Genomic DNA, 14835 nt, shown 5'->3' with positions numbered 1-14835 from the left:
TCTATATATCATTATAAAATATTTATTTTTATAGCAGGAAAAAATTTTTTTTAACAGAATAATAAATGTTTGATTACATTTTATTGGAGTTGATTATATGTCTTTTCAAATTCGCGAAGCTACGATAGACGATATAGATGCACTTTGTTCTTTAACAACAGAATTAAAAGGTTCCTCTATTTCCTATGAAGATATGAACAACCGATTACGATTCGTAAAAATGAGTCCTTTTGATTTTTTATATGTTTATGAAGAAGAAGACACTATATATGGATTACTTGGGTTTCGTATACGTGAAAATTTAGAAGATATAACTCGTTATGGGGAAATTTCAATTATTAGCGTTGATTCTACAATACGACGGAAAGGCATTGGACAAGTATTAATGGATTATGCAGAACAATTAGCAAAGACACATAATTGTATCGGTACATGGCTAGTCAGTGGAACAAAAAGAGTAGAAGCACATCCTTTTTACAAAAAATTAGGATATGAAGTAAATGGATATCGATTTGTAAAACATTTTTAAACTACTTATACATGGAAAGGACTAAAACTATGACAAACATCGAAGCTATTTTTATTGATCGTGACGGTACAATTGGTGGTGACACTACAATACATTATCCAGGTTCTTTTACATTATTTCCTTTTACAAAAGCAGCTCTGCAAAAACTAAAATCTCGTAATATAAAAATTTTCTCTTTCACAAATCAACCAGGTATCGCGGATGGGATAGCAACTGTAGCGGATTTTGCACAAGAATTAAAAGGGTTCGGCTTTGATGATATTTACGTATGTCCTCATAAACACGGTGATGGTTGTGAATGCCGAAAACCAAGTACAGGTATGCTGCTGCAAGCAGCAGAAAAACATGGGCTTGATTTAACAAAATGCGCTGTAATTGGTGATCGCTGGACTGATATCGTTGCAGGAGCAACTGTAGATGCGACGACGATATTAATTCGAACAGGCGCTGGACATGATGCTTTACATACGTACCGAGACAAATGGGCACATATTGAGCCAAACTACATTGCAGAAAATTTTGAAGATGCTACAAATTGGGTTTTAAATCAACTATAATCATATAAAAAGAGACGTTTTCACAATGAAAACGTCTCTTTTTATATGATTTTTTTAAAACGTTAATTTTATATGATTTTTTTAAAACGTTAATTCATAATGGAAATAACGATTATCTCTCAAATATCCATTTTCAGCATATAATCGCTGTGCTGATAAATTATCGATCTCTGTTTGTAATTTTACACCTTTTGCACCATTTTCTAAGGCAAATTCTTTAGCAGCTTCTAGTAATTTTTTACCTGTTCCTGCTCCGCGCTTAGTGGCTTGTACAAATAAATCATTTAAAATCCATAATTCTTTCATCGAAATGGAAGAAAATGATGGATATAATTGCGTGAACCCAATATATTCACCGTCTTCAACTGCTACGAAAATAACGGATTCTTTTCTCTCGATTCGATTTCGCAAAAATACTTTTGCTCCTTCTATATCGGAATCTTGTCTATAAAACGTACGATAGTTATTAAAAACTGATGCTAGTCCATCTAAATCTGCAATTGTTGCCTCATATATTCTCATTTTACTCCATTCCCCTTCCAATACTGTCTCATTATATCCGTTGCCCATTTAGGCTGTAGAATTTCTTCGTTCGGCATAAACTCTTTCATTATCGGCTTTATATCCAATATAGGTGTGCCATCAATAGCATCTAACCCCTCAACAATAATTGATTTACCTTCTCTTTTGATCACCTTTACAATTGTTGCTCCTATGCGATTCGGGCGATTTTTCCCGCGCTGTGCAAAAATGCCTACTTTAGGATAATCATTATTATTTCTAGGATGTCTAGCAACATATTGAATTTGTTCATCCGTTACTTTATGAAAATAAAAAACAACTTCAATATGAGAAAAATCTTCAATCCCTTGTATACTTTCCTCTGTATACATTTCAGTTAAATTAATATAGGATCTTACTTCTCCCCACTCATCATCTTTTATTTCCTTTCTTTCATTATGTACAAATGCGATTGGTTGAACTGAAAACATACGCATTCCCCCTTAAATGTAACCACTTACATTATAAAATATTTTCTGAATGTTTTCCAGATACACGAATTAAGTTTACATAATACATTTATAATCTACTTTCTAGAGCGACATTTATCGCTTCAATTGCGTGGATATAAGTCGTATCAAATATCGGAACTGCTACGTCTTCCTGCTTTATTAATAATCCTATTTCTGTACAACCTAATATGATTCCTTGTGCCCCTTCTTGTACTAGCTCTTCTATAACTCTTTTATAATACTCCCTAGATTGAGATGTTATCTTTCCTAAGCATAATTCTGTATATATTACTTCGTTTATTTTTTCTCTATTTTTTTCTGATGGTACTATGACTTTTATATCATTCTCTTCAATACGTGACTTATAGAAATCTTGCTCCATTGTATATTTAGTTCCAAGCAAACCAACCGTTTGAATATCTTTCCTTTTAATTTCTTTTGCAGTTGCATCTGCAATATGTAAAACTGGAATATGAATATTCTCCTTTATTTTCTCAACTACTTTATGCATTGTATTTGTGCAAATAATTATAAAATCTGCTCCTCCCCTTTGTAGCGAATATGCTGCATTCCCTAATACTTCTCCTGCTCCATTCCAATCTCCGTTAGACTGGAATCGTTCAATCTCTTCAAAGTCTACACTATTTATCATACATTTTGCTGAATGTAACCCTCCCAATCTCTCTTTTATTTCTTCATTTATGATTCGATAATATTCAGAAGTTGATTCCCAACTCATACCACCAATTAAACCTATTGTTTTCATTACACCCAACACCCACCTTATACTGTTTTTTAAAACTAATCATAACATTTTATTATGTATATTATACATAATAAAACAAGACTTTACGTTTATAATATAAAGTCTTGTTTTAACTATTTCCAAGGAAATTTTATAAGAATATTCTGAAATTAATTATCAAATGTTTTTATAGAATCTTCATATTGATAATGAAAACATTCTCGATACAACTGTTTAATTTCATCATATGATGGCACACGTGGATTATTTGCTGGACTTCCACTTTCAATTGCATCTGATGCCATTTTAGAAATAGCTTTTTCAAATTCAACCTCACCAATTCCGTATTCTTTTAAATTTGGAATACGAAGATCAAAACAAAGTTTTTTTATTTCTCCCAGCGTGTAGTCGGCTACTTCTTCATCACAATAGGAATACAAATCTTTATTTATACAACGTCCAATTTCCGCTAGTCTTTCTACTGCACTAACTTTTGTATATTCTAAAACTGTAGGTAATAGTATTGCATTCGATATACCATGTGGTACATGAAATAATGCCCCCACTGGACGAGACATGCCATGAACTAATGTAACTGATGCATTTGAAAATGCAATTCCAGCTTGTAAAGAAGCAATCATCATCGCTTCTCTTGCCTCCATATTCTCTCCATCCTCATATGCAATACGTAAATATTTCATAATACTTTTAATAGCGGAAAGAGCTAGTACATCGGTAAGCGATTGTGAAACTTTAGAAATATATGCTTCGACTGCATGACATAATGCATCTATCCCTGTTGCTGCTGTAATATGAGGTGGTACCGAACGCGTTAATATTGGGTCAATAATCGCTACTTGCGGTGTGAAATTTGGATGCTTCATCATCATTTTTACATCTGTTCGTTTATTCGTAATTACTGCTACACTTGTTACTTCCGATCCAGTACCAGAAGTTGTTGGGATTGCAATTAGTGGTAGCGGATCGTTGTCTATTTCCATATCTTTTTGGACATAATCTTCCACTTCTCCACCATTTGTATATAACACCGCAACTGCTTTCGCTGCATCAATACAACTTCCACCACCAATACCAATAATAAAATCACACTTTCCTTCTTTACAAAGTGTTAACGCTTCTAACACGTGTATATTTGTAGGCTCAGCATTTACTTTATTATATGTACTAACAGTAATACCTTTCGTATTTAATTGTTGTATACACCTATCAACATATCCTAAATTCTCCATAATTGTATCCGTAACTATAAACGCTCTTTTCCCCAACTTCTTAGATTGTTCCCCCAGCTTTTCAAGCGAATTTCTTCCATATAATACAGACTTCGGCATACGAAACTCAGCAACTTCTTGCAAGTACTCCACCCCTTCTTACCCTAATTAATGTTTTAGTTTATAAAATATCGACTTAATAAATTCCTGTTGCAGTATAGAATGCAATTACTAAAAATACGGCAACCGTTTTCAAAACTGTAATGGCAAAAATATCTTTATATGACTGTTTATGTGTTAAACCTGTTACTGTAAGAATAGTAATAATAGCTCCATTATGTGGTAATGTATCCATTCCTCCCGATGCCATTGACACGATACGGTGCATTACTTCTAATGGAATATCAAATTGATTGGCCGCTGCAATAAACTTATCTCCCATCGCACTTAAAACAATTCCCATTCCTCCTGATGCAGAGCCTGTAATTCCAGCTAAAATATTCGTCGTTACAGCTCCATTCACTAGAGGATTCGTGAATGTGGCAGAAATGCCGTCTCTCATAATCGCGAAACCTGGAAGTGCTGCGATGACACCACCGAATCCAAACTCAGCTCCTGTATTCATCGTTGCAAGTAGCGCTCCACCAATACTTGTATTCAATCCAGCTTGAAATCCTGTTACTACTCGTTTCCAATACAGTAATAACGTTGTTACAATACCTATTATAAGTGCCAATTCTACTGACCAAATTCCAACTACTGCACTTAATTCTACTTTTCCAAATGCTTTCATACCAATTGCAGAAAAATCAAAACCATTCGGATACCACTTCGGTATCATAATAGTAAAAACTTTATTCATTACACCTACTAAAATAAGTGGTATAAAAGCAATCACTTGTTGTACTCTTGTAATTTCAATGCTTTTCAGTAATGGCATATCTTTTTGTTCTACTTGCAAAGAAGCTGCCATTTCAGTATCTCCATCGTTAAAACCAAAATACCCTTCTCCTACTGCCTTCGCCTTCTTACGTCTACTCTCTAAATATAGTAAGCCTAACGTCAGTACAAAAATTGCCCCTACAATACCAAGTATCGGCGCAGCATAAATGTCCGTTTTAAAAAATGTTGTAGGTATTACGTTTTGAATTTGTGGTGATCCAGGTAGCGCATCCATTGTAAACGTAACTGCTCCAAGTACAATCGTTCCAGGGATTAAACGCTTCGGAATATTCGCTTGTCGAAACAGCTTAGCTGCGAACGGATAAACAGCAAACACTACTACATACACACTAACACCGCTATACGTTAAGATAGCACCCATTAATACAATCGCTAATATCGTACGTTTTTCACCAACTAACTCTATAATTGTCTTTGCAATCGAATCTGCAATTCCTGACATTTCTACTACTTTCCCAAATATTGCCCCAAGTAAAAATACAGGGAAATATAGTTTAATAAAACCTACCATTTTCTCCATAAAGATATTCGAAAAGAAAGGTAATACAAAACTAGGCTCTGTCAAAAATACCGCAAATAATGCAAATATCGGCGCAAATAAAATAACAGAAAACCCTCTATATGCTACAAACATTAGTAAACTAAGTGCTAATAATATAATAACTAGCTCCAATTATACCCCTCCATCAAACAGAAAATTCAAACTTTTATAGATAAACTTCTACTAATCTTTCGATTCTGACATCCCTCCTCTTATTCATACAAATTTTTCATGCTAAAAATGTCTAATTATAAGTATTCGATTACATATGAAAAATCCCTTTAAACATAAACGATTTCATCGTCATACGTTATAAGGGGATTGTTAGTCTCTATATTTACTTCTTTACCAAACTATTTTCTACACAAAAATGATGAAGTTCTTTTACATCATTTACTATATGAGTCGCACCAACTTCAGTCAATTCTGTTTTACTACCATAACCGTATAAAACGCCAATTGAAGCAATTCCATTATGATTCGCACCGATTATATCGTGCTTTCTATCTCCAATCATAACAATGTCTTCTTTACTAAATTCTTCATTTGTTTGTAAAAGATGAGAAATAATTTCTTCTTTTTTTATTCTCGTACCATCTAAATTACTTCCAATGATACCTTCAAAATAATTCGTTAGTTGAAAATGATCTAGTACTTGTTTTGCAAATACAGTAGGTTTTGAAGTTGCTATAAATAAACGATTTCCGGTATCTTTTAATTGTTTTAAAAGATTTGGAATACCCTCGTAAACATTATTTTCTAACAATCCACGCTGCTTTACATACTCTCTGAAATAAAAAACAGCTCGTTCAACTTCTCCTTCATTCATATTGTATCTCTCTATGAATGATTGCTGGATGGGTGGACCAATAAATGAATCTAACTCGCTTACATGTAGTTCTTCAATTCCAAGCTTCTTTAATGCATACAATACTGAATTTACAATTCATTCTTTCGGATCCGTCAATGTTCCATCTAAATCAAATAGAAATGTTGTATACAAATTTAATCCCCCGCTCCTATTTACTTTACATATTATATAGAAGGCTTTTTCATGCCTACCTTTTACTATACTACCATTATTTATCTTTTCTGAAAATTATTTCTTCTATGTCACATACTTTCAGTTACAAAAAACGATACATATGATAAAGTAAAAAAGTTATAATTATTTTAATAGAAACTGGTGAATCTAATGTCAATAACGTTAATTGTTATAATGGTTTTCACAATTGTTATTCACGCGGTTGAAACGAGCTCTTATAGTATTCGATTAGCTGGAGTGCGTTTAAAGAGAATTGCTGTTGCTTTGTCTGTCGTAGGCATGGTGTTACTTATTTCAAGAACATCTAACATGCTATAAGCCTTTTTAATCGGCGGGATTGTCGATGAGGCAAAACGAGACGCTTCCATTAATTTAGAACATACTATACGGCTCGTTCTATTATCCGCCTCTGTCGGTACTTTACTTGCGATTATACTGTATCCAACTTTGACCAAATTATTTGGATACGTCATTCAAAACTTTGAAACAGATGGTTCTTTCATTCGAATGATGAAAACAAATAACATTCAAAAATTAAAGTACACAAGAAAATACGTACGCTTTCCAAAATTAGAAATGATTCATAGACTGCGTATCGGTGGTATTCCAAAACGTATTATGCTTATTAATATGTTTGCTACTGCAATTTATACAGCTGGTGTTCTTTCAGCCCTATACGCTTCTTTTTTACTTCCAGCTTATGCAACAAAAGCTACTACAGCTTCTGGCCTTATTAATGGTTTTGCTACTATTTTATTAACAGTGCTGCTCGATCCACGTATCGCTCTTTTAACAGAGCGAGCTCTTCAATCAGAAGAAGGTGCAGAAGCAATGAGTAAAATGTATGGTTGGCTAATGATTTCTAGACTTTTTGGTACGTTATTAGCACAACTGTTATTCATACCAGGTGCTTACTGGATCACATGGATTATTAAATTGATGAATTAGTCCTCAATTAAAAAGTAGGTGGGATAGCAAATGACTATACAAACAGAGCAAGATATAATTCGCTTAATTGAAAACGACGAATGGATGATGAACGTATTACAAATGGCAAAATCACTAAATTTACCTGATTGGTGGATTTGTGCCGGGTTTGTTCGCTCTAAAATTTGGGATACTTTACATTACTATGAAGCTAAAACAACTATGCCTGATGTTGATGTAATTTATTATAATAGTCTACATAAAGATGAGATGTACGAACAATCATTAGAAAATAAATTAAAGAATATTGATGCTACTATTCCTTGGTCGGTAAAGAATCAAGCTCGTATGCATGTAGTGAATAATATGCCACCGTATTCTTCTTCTGTTGATGCTATTTCTAAATTTCCTGAAACCGCAACAGCTTTAGGAGTTACACTTGATGAACGAAACAACGTCATATTAACAGCCCCATGTGGTATTGAAGATGTTCTTTCCTTACAAGTGAGACCAACAGCTCATTTTCTTGAAACAAAAGAACGTATACATATGTACAAAAACAGAGTTATTAAAAAGAATTGGCAAAGTAAATGGCCAAACATAACAATCACATATCCAGAAATTTAGAAAGGGTGCTTCTCATTTATAGAAGCACCCTTTTCTTCATTTCAAAAAATGCATGACTGTTTCTGCAAATCTATCTGCTTCTTCATAATGCGGTGTATGACCACTCTCTTCGAATACAATACAATCCCCATTTTGAGCATCTTTATTAAACGTTTCAATTTGTTTTTCACACGTTACTGCATCATGTTTTCCTACAATTAATAACATTGGATTTTGTACATCTTTTATTTTTCGTAATAATGAAGTATGAACTGTTCCTTCTAATTTTAATCTATCAAAATGAATCTTAGAGCGTTTTGAAAATACTTCCCACTCATCATCACTATATAAACTCTCATCTGTCTCATCTTCCTTATAATTGTAAATCTCCATTCTTTTTTCTATTAATTCATCGCTTAATCTTATATAGGCTTCTAGCAACTCTTCTGAAGTAGCATTGCTAGATGAATAAGTAAGGGACTCTTCTGCTACTTCTTCTTTTCCATACTTTTTTAATAAATGCCCTGTCTTTTGTAACAAAGCTTTACTTGTTAATGCAAAATCGAAAGTTAGCGCTTCAAATATGATTTTCTCTATTGAACTTGGATATATCGACGCATATAACAATGCTACATATCCACCGAAAGAATGTCCAATGACAGACCATTTCTCAATTTGTAATACTTTTTTTAGTTCCTCACAGTCTTCAATCAAATCATGTAATCCAAAAGCTTCGTCCTTAGTAATTTCTTCTGAGCGACAAACACCTCTTTGATCTATCATTATTACATATAAAGAATCTTTTAAACGTTCCGCTTGATGAAATGAAAAATCATAGCAACTTTCTCCTGATCCACCATGCAAGTATAAGACCGGTTTATTTTTAAGATTTCCATACGTTTCAACGTATAGCTTTTTCCCTCTAATGTTCATGTATTTCCCTGTTCCTATCAAATTCACCTTTATAATCATCACCTTCTTTTTTACTGAATATTATAACACCTTAGATTAAATAATCCCTATTACATTTAAAAAGACGATGATTATTGCAAGTGGCGCTACAAATCGAAGTAAAAACGCCCAACAAGTAAATACTTTCTTTCCATAATTTCCACCTACAAAAAACTCTGCTTCTAGCACCTTTTTTTCCATTTTGAATGAAACGAAAATACTAATAAATAGTGCTCCAAGTGGCATTAATATATTACTAGATAAGAAGTCTACTGCATCAAAAATATTCTTTCCGAAAATCGTAATATCACTCCATATTCCAAATGATAACGCGGATGGTATACCTACTAAGAAAATGCCGAAACCGATTATCCATGATAATTTCGTTCTCTTTTCTTGTTCACCATTTGCTAATGCTGAAACAACTGTCTCTAGTAGAGAAAATGCCGATGTTAATGTCGCAAATGTAAATAGTGCAAGAAATACTGTTAAGAACAACCCACCGAATGGAATTTGACTAAATACAGATGGTAATACGATAAATAGTAATCCAGGCCCTTCTGTTGGCTCCATTCCTAATGAAAATACGGCCGGAAAGATAGCAAGACCTGCAAATAATGAAACAAATAAATTCAATCCAACAATTGTAACTGCTGATTTTGGTAAACTTTCTTTTTTATTTAAATAGGAACTATACGTGACCATAATCGAAATCCCGATACTAATCGCAAAAAATGATTGTCCCATAGCGAATAAAATACTTTCTGAAGTAATCTTTGAGAAGTCTGGTTGTAAGAAAAACTTCACACCTTGTATTGCATTATCAAGTGTTAATGAACGAATAATAAGAGCAACAAATAAAACGAACAATGCTGGCAACATATATTTACTTGCTTTTTCAATTCCATTTTGTACACCCTTTGATACAACCCAAATCGTAATGAACATAAAAGCGAAATGTCCCATAATCGCCCAAGCGGGATTTCCAATTGTTTCAGTAAATAATGCTCCATAATTTTGTCCCGGAGTAATAAGTTGTCCCGTTACTCCTCTGAATAAATAAATTAACACCCATCCACCTACAACACTATAAAACGAAAGTAGTATAAAACATGTTCCAACGCCAAGGCGTCCAATCCAGTGCCATCCTGTATTAGGTGCGATACTTTTAAATGCTCCAACTGCTTGTTTCTGCGTACTGCGTCCAATCATAAATTCAGCTATAAGTAGTGGTAGTCCAATTAATACAGTAAATAATATAAAGATTAAAAAGAATGCTCCTCCCCCACTCTTCCCAGCGATATAAGGAAACTTCCATATTGCGCCAAGTCCAATTGCTGATCCTGCTGCAGCCATTATAAAACCTAATTTCGAAGTCCATTGCTCCGTCTGTTTCATCTTATTTTCCTCCCAGTTAAATTACTTTATATAAATAATTCAATTTTATAAACCAATCCGAATAAACCCTCCATTTCTATTTTCATAAAATAAAAAAATGGCTCAACGTCTCTATATAAAGAGACGCTAAGCCATTTACTTAACGCGGTACCACCCTTATTGATTCCATTATGAATCCACCTTAGTAGTAATCGTTTGATTACAAACCTAATATCGAAGGTTAACCGTTAAGATTTACTAAGAATGTGATTCCGTTCCACCTTACTGCTCCTAGGCGAGTTCAGGATGTCATTTGACTATGTCACACCAACCCATAGCTCTCTGTACAAATATACGACCTTACTACTCCTATTCAACACATTTTAATATTTAGAATATATTTTCTTTTGAAATTAATATGAAGTATATCGGTTATATTTATAACTGTCAAGGGCTATATTAAAATTTGATGATAAAATGCGGAATTTTCTTCCCTTATTATTAAGGGATAAGTCTTGTACAGTCCCTTGGAAAAGCACTCGCCTCTCGTACATTTGTTAATTCTAATAGTTTGTATACAACTCTCTCTAATCCAATTCCAAAACCACCATGCGGGGGACAACCGTATCGGAATGTATTTAAATAAGATTGAAATGTATCTGGGTGTAATCCTTTTTCTATAAAAGAAGCAAGTAACATATCATAATTATGAATCCGCTGTGCCCCTGATGTTATTTCTAATCCCTTATATAATAAGTCGAATGAATCAGTAATAGATGAATTTTCTTTATTCGGCATCGTATACATAGGTCTAGATTCTTTCGGATAATGTGTAACGAAAACTAACTCACTCTTATATGTTTCCTTCACATATTTGCCTAGTAGCTTTTCACCTTCTGTATCTAAATCCCCAATTGGCGACTCTTTCCGGTATTTATTTTTCAAAATTTCTTGCGCTTGTAACAATTTGATTTTAGGTATTTCTATAATAACAGGTACTTCTATTTGTAATAGTTGTAGTTCTTTTTCACAGTTTTTTGCTACTTGTTGAAACATATATCGTAAAACATCTGTTTCTAATTGCATCACTTCATAAAAATCATGAATAAATCCAAGTTCTACGTCTAACGATATATATTCATTCAAATGACGGGAAGAATTATGATGTTCCGCTCTGTAAACAGGTGCAACTTCAAAAACACGTTCTAACCCTCCAGCTACCATCATCTGTTTATAAAACTGTGGTGATTGTGCTAAATAAGCTTCTTTTTGAAAGTATGGAAGCTTAAAAACATTCGCTCCTCCTTCTGCCCCTTGCGAAACAATTTTCGGAGTAAATATACGTGTGAAATCGTTCTCTATAAGAAATTCACTAAAGCTCTGAACGAGTGTAGATTTCACTTTAAATATCGCCGCGGTTCTCTCATGTCTTAATGATAATACCCGCTCATTCAGTAGTTGATCTAAACCAACTTGTAACTTCTTTTTATTTATTTCAAACGGAAGTGGTTCTGCGCCATTTAATATTTTCACTTCGTGAGCAAACACTTCGACCCCTAACTCTGTTTTCGAAGTCTCAATAATTTCACCAACGACTTGAACGACACTTTCCACATCTACCTTAAATCCAGCTAACTCATTTTCTAATACACATTGCATAACTCCTGATCGATCCCTTATTAATAAAAAACTAACATTACCTAGATGACGAATCTTTTTTACCCATCCTTGAAGTAATACAACCTTGCCGCCTTGCTCCGTACATTCTTTTGTGAGTGAACGCTTTATTATTGACTCCATTACATTTCCCTCCAGTAATTTTATATTTATTTACGTTATTGTTGTTGTCATCGTCATCATCCACGGTCACTCACCTCCTTTCAAAGAATACAAAAATCCGCCCCTATAAATAGGGACGGATTGTTCCGCGGTACCACCCAAATTGTCATAATGACCATCTTAGCCCTGATAACGGTAGGTACCGTTTGCTTTTACTAATTATCACGTTCAAAGCAACACTCACAGGTGTCTTTCCATCATGCGGTATCGCAATCTTCTCAGCAACCGATTGCTCTCTGTAGACCTTTACATCATGTACTTTTCCTGATCCTCACTTTTTATATTTACAGAGTATTCTATCTCTTTGTTTTATAAAACGCAAGCCTTTTTAAATATATTTTGATCTTTCATATCCAATTTTGTAAAATCTCCTCTAAAGCCATTCCACGTGAGCCTTTCAATAATATGATATCCTTATTCGTAATAACTTTTAATACTTCCTCTGCTATCTTGGTCTTATTATTAAATGACTGTACTTTTCCAGTATCATATTTCTTTCTTGCTTCTTCCGCTACAATTTCAGCTAACTCTCCAAAAGTGAATACATATTGAATGCTCTCTTCATTTAACATTTTACCAATTTCTCTATGATATGTTTCAGCATTCTTCCCTAACTCCAACATATCCCCAATTACTATCATTTTTTTATTATAGGTATTTAATGTCTGTAACGTTTCAATTGCGGCCTTCATTGAAGAAGGACTGGCATTCCATGCATCGTTAATAATTGTAAAACCTGTTTTAGCAGTTAAAAATTGAAAGCGCATATGAGTAATATTTACTTGCCGTAGTGCTTCCTGTATTTTTTCTGTAGGGACATTATAATATTGACCTACGGCGATTCCGACAATCGCATTTAAAATACTATGTTTTCCATGCAAGGGAACATCGTACTGTATTTTTGAATCATTTAATTTAAAATGAACACCATATTCATCTAATTGCACGTTTGTTGGAAACAAATCATTTGTATACTTTTCACCAAATGCCTTACAATTTATACTCGATAGATTCTTATTTTTCAAAAGCAACGGTTCATCACCATTATACAAACATAATCCTTCATCTTTTAATCCATCAATAATTTCTAATTTAGCCTTCGCAATTTCTTCTTTTGATCCAAGCGTCTCTAAGTGAGAATGGCCAATCATTGTAATGATCACTACATCTGGCTGTGCTATTATTGATAAGTTTCGAATTTGTCCTTTTTCACTCATCCCCATTTCAAGAATTAAAAACTCTGTATCTCGTTTCATTTCTAAAATAGTTAATGGCAAACCGATTTGACTATTAAAGTTTCCCTTTGTTTTATGCACACGATGAGTTGTACTTAAAATCGTGCTTATTATATCTTTTACCGTTGTCTTGCCATTACTACCTGTAATTCCAATTACTTTTACATTTAGCTCTTTCCGATAAAATTGTGCCAATTGTTGCAAAGCAAACAAAGTATCATCTACAAATATAATTGGCATCCCTTTTGGCGGAGTACCGTAAGACTTTTTCCATAAGGAAGCGACAGCTCCATTATCCATTGCCTCTTTCACATAATCATGTCCATCTTTCACCCTAATGATTGGAACAAATACATTTCCTTCTTTAATGCTTTTGGAATCAATGCAGACACCATGTATCTCTATATAATGAAACGATTCTTGTAACCCTTCTCCATCTACTACCTCTTCAAGTTTTTTCAAATTCATTTGAATCAAACCATCACCTTTTTCCATTTTATTACATAATTTCCGTTTTATTTACGCATATTGATAAAGTGAAACTTTAATCAGTGGGGATTTTGTTCCTCCCCACTGATTATCAGCCCTCACCAATCGGGCTTTTACGGGCAGTTGATCCCCCACCTAACTACTTTGCTTTCCCTGATTTTTGAGGTGGAGGGTCTTACTGCCCGCTAATGCGGGATAAAAATTTTATAGCGAGGTGTTTATATGAAAAAAGCGATTAGTTTCTTTCTTCTTTTGTTATGCCTAATTGCAGTGAATGAAACATACGCCTATTCACCAAAATCTTTACCAATCTCCCAAAACTCTGATCAATGGCAAGTGAATATTGATGAACCGAAGAACATAGGTAAAAATATACTTCAAGCTAAAAAAGATGAATTTCAAACATATCAATTTTCAGTAAAAAATGTTGGAAACAGTGAAGTATATAACGTACAAGTCGAAGTATTCCGCAACGAGCCAAAAACGAAAACGAAATATGAACTTTTCTCACGAAAGGAAAGTCGCTTAGCAAGTGGAAAAACTGGATTTGAACATACTAATTTTCCAGTTGCGACAAAAGCAGATGAAGTTGATGTAATCATTACTTGGCAAGAACACCCTTTCCGCTCCATGAGAAATGGTCAAAAAGTTGATTCTAGAAAATTTAAAGAGCATTTTGTTTTTAAAGACGAAAAAAACAACTAGAATGCGGATGAATTTACATTAGCATTCCTATAGCTTACTTTACTAGTACCAGTGCTTAAGCAAATTAAAAAGTCGTGGCTTATA

The 14835-nt window shown here is 33.8% G+C and carries 14 protein-coding genes, 1 pseudogene and 2 other annotated features; of the genes and pseudogenes, 5 read left to right on the top strand and 10 right to left on the bottom strand.

The window, feature by feature from the left end; translation table 11 throughout:
* The first annotated feature begins 97 nt into the window (after positions 1–97).
* Positions 98–529: a GNAT family N-acetyltransferase gene (locus tag DN389_RS19330; RefSeq protein ID WP_088080767.1), complete on the top strand. Its 432-nt coding sequence runs from the start codon at positions 98–100 to the stop codon at positions 527–529.
* A gap of 29 nt (positions 530–558) precedes the next feature.
* A complete protein-coding gene (locus tag DN389_RS19325; RefSeq protein WP_098190105.1) occupies positions 559–1086 on the top strand; it encodes an HAD-IIIA family hydrolase in 528 nt (175 codons plus the stop codon).
* Between the two features lie 81 nt (positions 1087–1167).
* On the opposite strand, the gene DN389_RS19320 is transcribed toward DN389_RS19325, so the two are convergent.
* The 6 genes from DN389_RS19320 to DN389_RS19295 form a co-directional block, all read right to left on the bottom strand.
* On the bottom strand, positions 1168–1608 hold the full coding sequence (locus DN389_RS19320) for a GNAT family N-acetyltransferase (RefSeq protein ID WP_088080769.1): 441 nt from the start codon (positions 1606–1608) through the stop codon (positions 1168–1170).
* Positions 1605–2078, bottom strand: coding sequence for a tRNA (N6-threonylcarbamoyladenosine(37)-N6)-methyltransferase TrmO (tsaA, locus tag DN389_RS19315; protein ID WP_087980969.1), 474 nt, complete (start codon positions 2076–2078; stop codon positions 1605–1607). Before tsaA ends, DN389_RS19320 begins: the two co-directional genes overlap by 4 nt.
* An 88-nt stretch (positions 2079–2166) precedes the next feature.
* On the bottom strand, positions 2167–2865 hold the full coding sequence (locus DN389_RS19310) for an aspartate/glutamate racemase family protein (protein ID WP_088080770.1): 699 nt from the start codon (positions 2863–2865) through the stop codon (positions 2167–2169).
* 149 nt (positions 2866–3014) lie between these two features.
* A complete protein-coding gene (gene eutG, locus DN389_RS19305) occupies positions 3015–4217 on the bottom strand; it encodes an alcohol dehydrogenase EutG (RefSeq protein ID WP_149237484.1) in 1203 nt (400 codons plus the stop codon).
* A gap of 52 nt (positions 4218–4269) precedes the next feature.
* Positions 4270–5709 carry a GntP family permease gene (locus DN389_RS19300; RefSeq protein ID WP_088080772.1) on the bottom strand — a complete coding sequence of 480 codons (1440 nt, stop codon included), beginning with the start codon at positions 5707–5709 and terminating at the stop codon, positions 4270–4272.
* 205 nt (positions 5710–5914) lie between these two features.
* Positions 5915–6523 carry an HAD family hydrolase gene (locus DN389_RS19295; RefSeq protein WP_254981111.1) on the bottom strand — a complete coding sequence of 203 codons (609 nt, stop codon included), beginning with the start codon at positions 6521–6523 and terminating at the stop codon, positions 5915–5917.
* 249 nt (positions 6524–6772) lie between these two features.
* Here DN389_RS19295 and DN389_RS19290 point away from each other — a divergent pair.
* Together DN389_RS19290 and DN389_RS19285 are read left to right on the top strand one after the other, a co-directional pair.
* Positions 6773–7570 (top strand): annotated as a pseudogene (locus DN389_RS19290) (lipid II flippase Amj family protein).
* A gap of 30 nt (positions 7571–7600) precedes the next feature.
* A complete protein-coding gene (locus tag DN389_RS19285) occupies positions 7601–8176 on the top strand; it encodes a nucleotidyltransferase family protein (protein WP_098802048.1) in 576 nt (191 codons plus the stop codon).
* 36 nt (positions 8177–8212) lie between these two features.
* On the opposite strand, the gene DN389_RS19280 is transcribed toward DN389_RS19285, so the two are convergent.
* From DN389_RS19280 to DN389_RS19265, 4 genes are all read right to left on the bottom strand, one after another.
* Complete coding sequence (locus DN389_RS19280) at positions 8213–9127, bottom strand: alpha/beta fold hydrolase (RefSeq protein ID WP_149237483.1); 915 nt, start codon at positions 9125–9127, stop codon at positions 8213–8215.
* A gap of 36 nt (positions 9128–9163) precedes the next feature.
* On the bottom strand, positions 9164–10504 hold the full coding sequence (locus DN389_RS19275; RefSeq protein ID WP_048560537.1) for a sodium-dependent transporter: 1341 nt from the start codon (positions 10502–10504) through the stop codon (positions 9164–9166).
* 116 nt (positions 10505–10620) lie between these two features.
* Positions 10621–10869: a binding site (T-box leader), on the bottom strand.
* 115 nt (positions 10870–10984) lie between these two features.
* Positions 10985–12283, bottom strand: coding sequence for an aspartate--tRNA(Asn) ligase (gene aspS / locus DN389_RS19270; RefSeq protein ID WP_149237482.1), 1299 nt, complete (start codon positions 12281–12283; stop codon positions 10985–10987).
* Positions 12284–12391: 108 nt separating this feature from the next.
* Positions 12392–12603: a binding site (T-box leader), on the bottom strand.
* A 66-nt stretch (positions 12604–12669) separates the two neighbouring features.
* Positions 12670–14052, bottom strand: coding sequence for a UDP-N-acetylmuramoyl-tripeptide--D-alanyl-D-alanine ligase (locus DN389_RS19265; protein WP_098815693.1), 1383 nt, complete (start codon positions 14050–14052; stop codon positions 12670–12672).
* 216 nt (positions 14053–14268) lie between these two features.
* Between DN389_RS19265 and DN389_RS19260 the strand changes: the two genes are divergently transcribed.
* A complete protein-coding gene (locus tag DN389_RS19260; RefSeq protein WP_060488609.1) occupies positions 14269–14751 on the top strand; it encodes a hypothetical protein in 483 nt (160 codons plus the stop codon).
* Positions 14752–14835: the final 84 nt, after the last annotated feature.

It is taken from the genome of Bacillus sp. AY3-1, assembly GCF_008368785.1.
Taxonomy (GTDB): Bacteria; Bacillota; Bacilli; order Bacillales; family Bacillaceae_G; genus Bacillus_A; species Bacillus_A wiedmannii.
Note: the sequence above shows the minus strand (reverse complement) of the source record. Positions and strands in the feature narration are given on the sequence as shown.

Coding starts and splice junctions, on each gene's coding strand:
- DN389_RS19330 (WP_088080767.1), top strand. CDS start 98: ATGTCTTTTCAAATTCGCGAAGCTACGATAGACGATATAGATGCACTT.
- DN389_RS19325 (WP_098190105.1), top strand. CDS start 559: ATGACAAACATCGAAGCTATTTTTATTGATCGTGACGGTACAATTGGT.
- DN389_RS19320 (WP_088080769.1), bottom strand. CDS start 1,608: ATGAGAATATATGAGGCAACAATTGCAGATTTAGATGGACTAGCATCA.
- tsaA (WP_087980969.1), bottom strand. CDS start 2,078: ATGTTTTCAGTTCAACCAATCGCATTTGTACATAATGAAAGAAAGGAA.
- DN389_RS19310 (WP_088080770.1), bottom strand. CDS start 2,865: ATGAAAACAATAGGTTTAATTGGTGGTATGAGTTGGGAATCAACTTCT.
- DN389_RS19285 (WP_098802048.1), top strand. CDS start 7,601: ATGACTATACAAACAGAGCAAGATATAATTCGCTTAATTGAAAACGAC.
- DN389_RS19280 (WP_149237483.1), bottom strand. CDS start 9,127: ATGATTATAAAGGTGAATTTGATAGGAACAGGGAAATACATGAACATT.
- DN389_RS19275 (WP_048560537.1), bottom strand. CDS start 10,504: ATGAAACAGACGGAGCAATGGACTTCGAAATTAGGTTTTATAATGGCT.
- aspS (WP_149237482.1), bottom strand. CDS start 12,283: ATGGAGTCAATAATAAAGCGTTCACTCACAAAAGAATGTACGGAGCAA.
- DN389_RS19265 (WP_098815693.1), bottom strand. CDS start 14,052: ATGGAAAAAGGTGATGGTTTGATTCAAATGAATTTGAAAAAACTTGAA.
- DN389_RS19260 (WP_060488609.1), top strand. CDS start 14,269: ATGAAAAAAGCGATTAGTTTCTTTCTTCTTTTGTTATGCCTAATTGCA.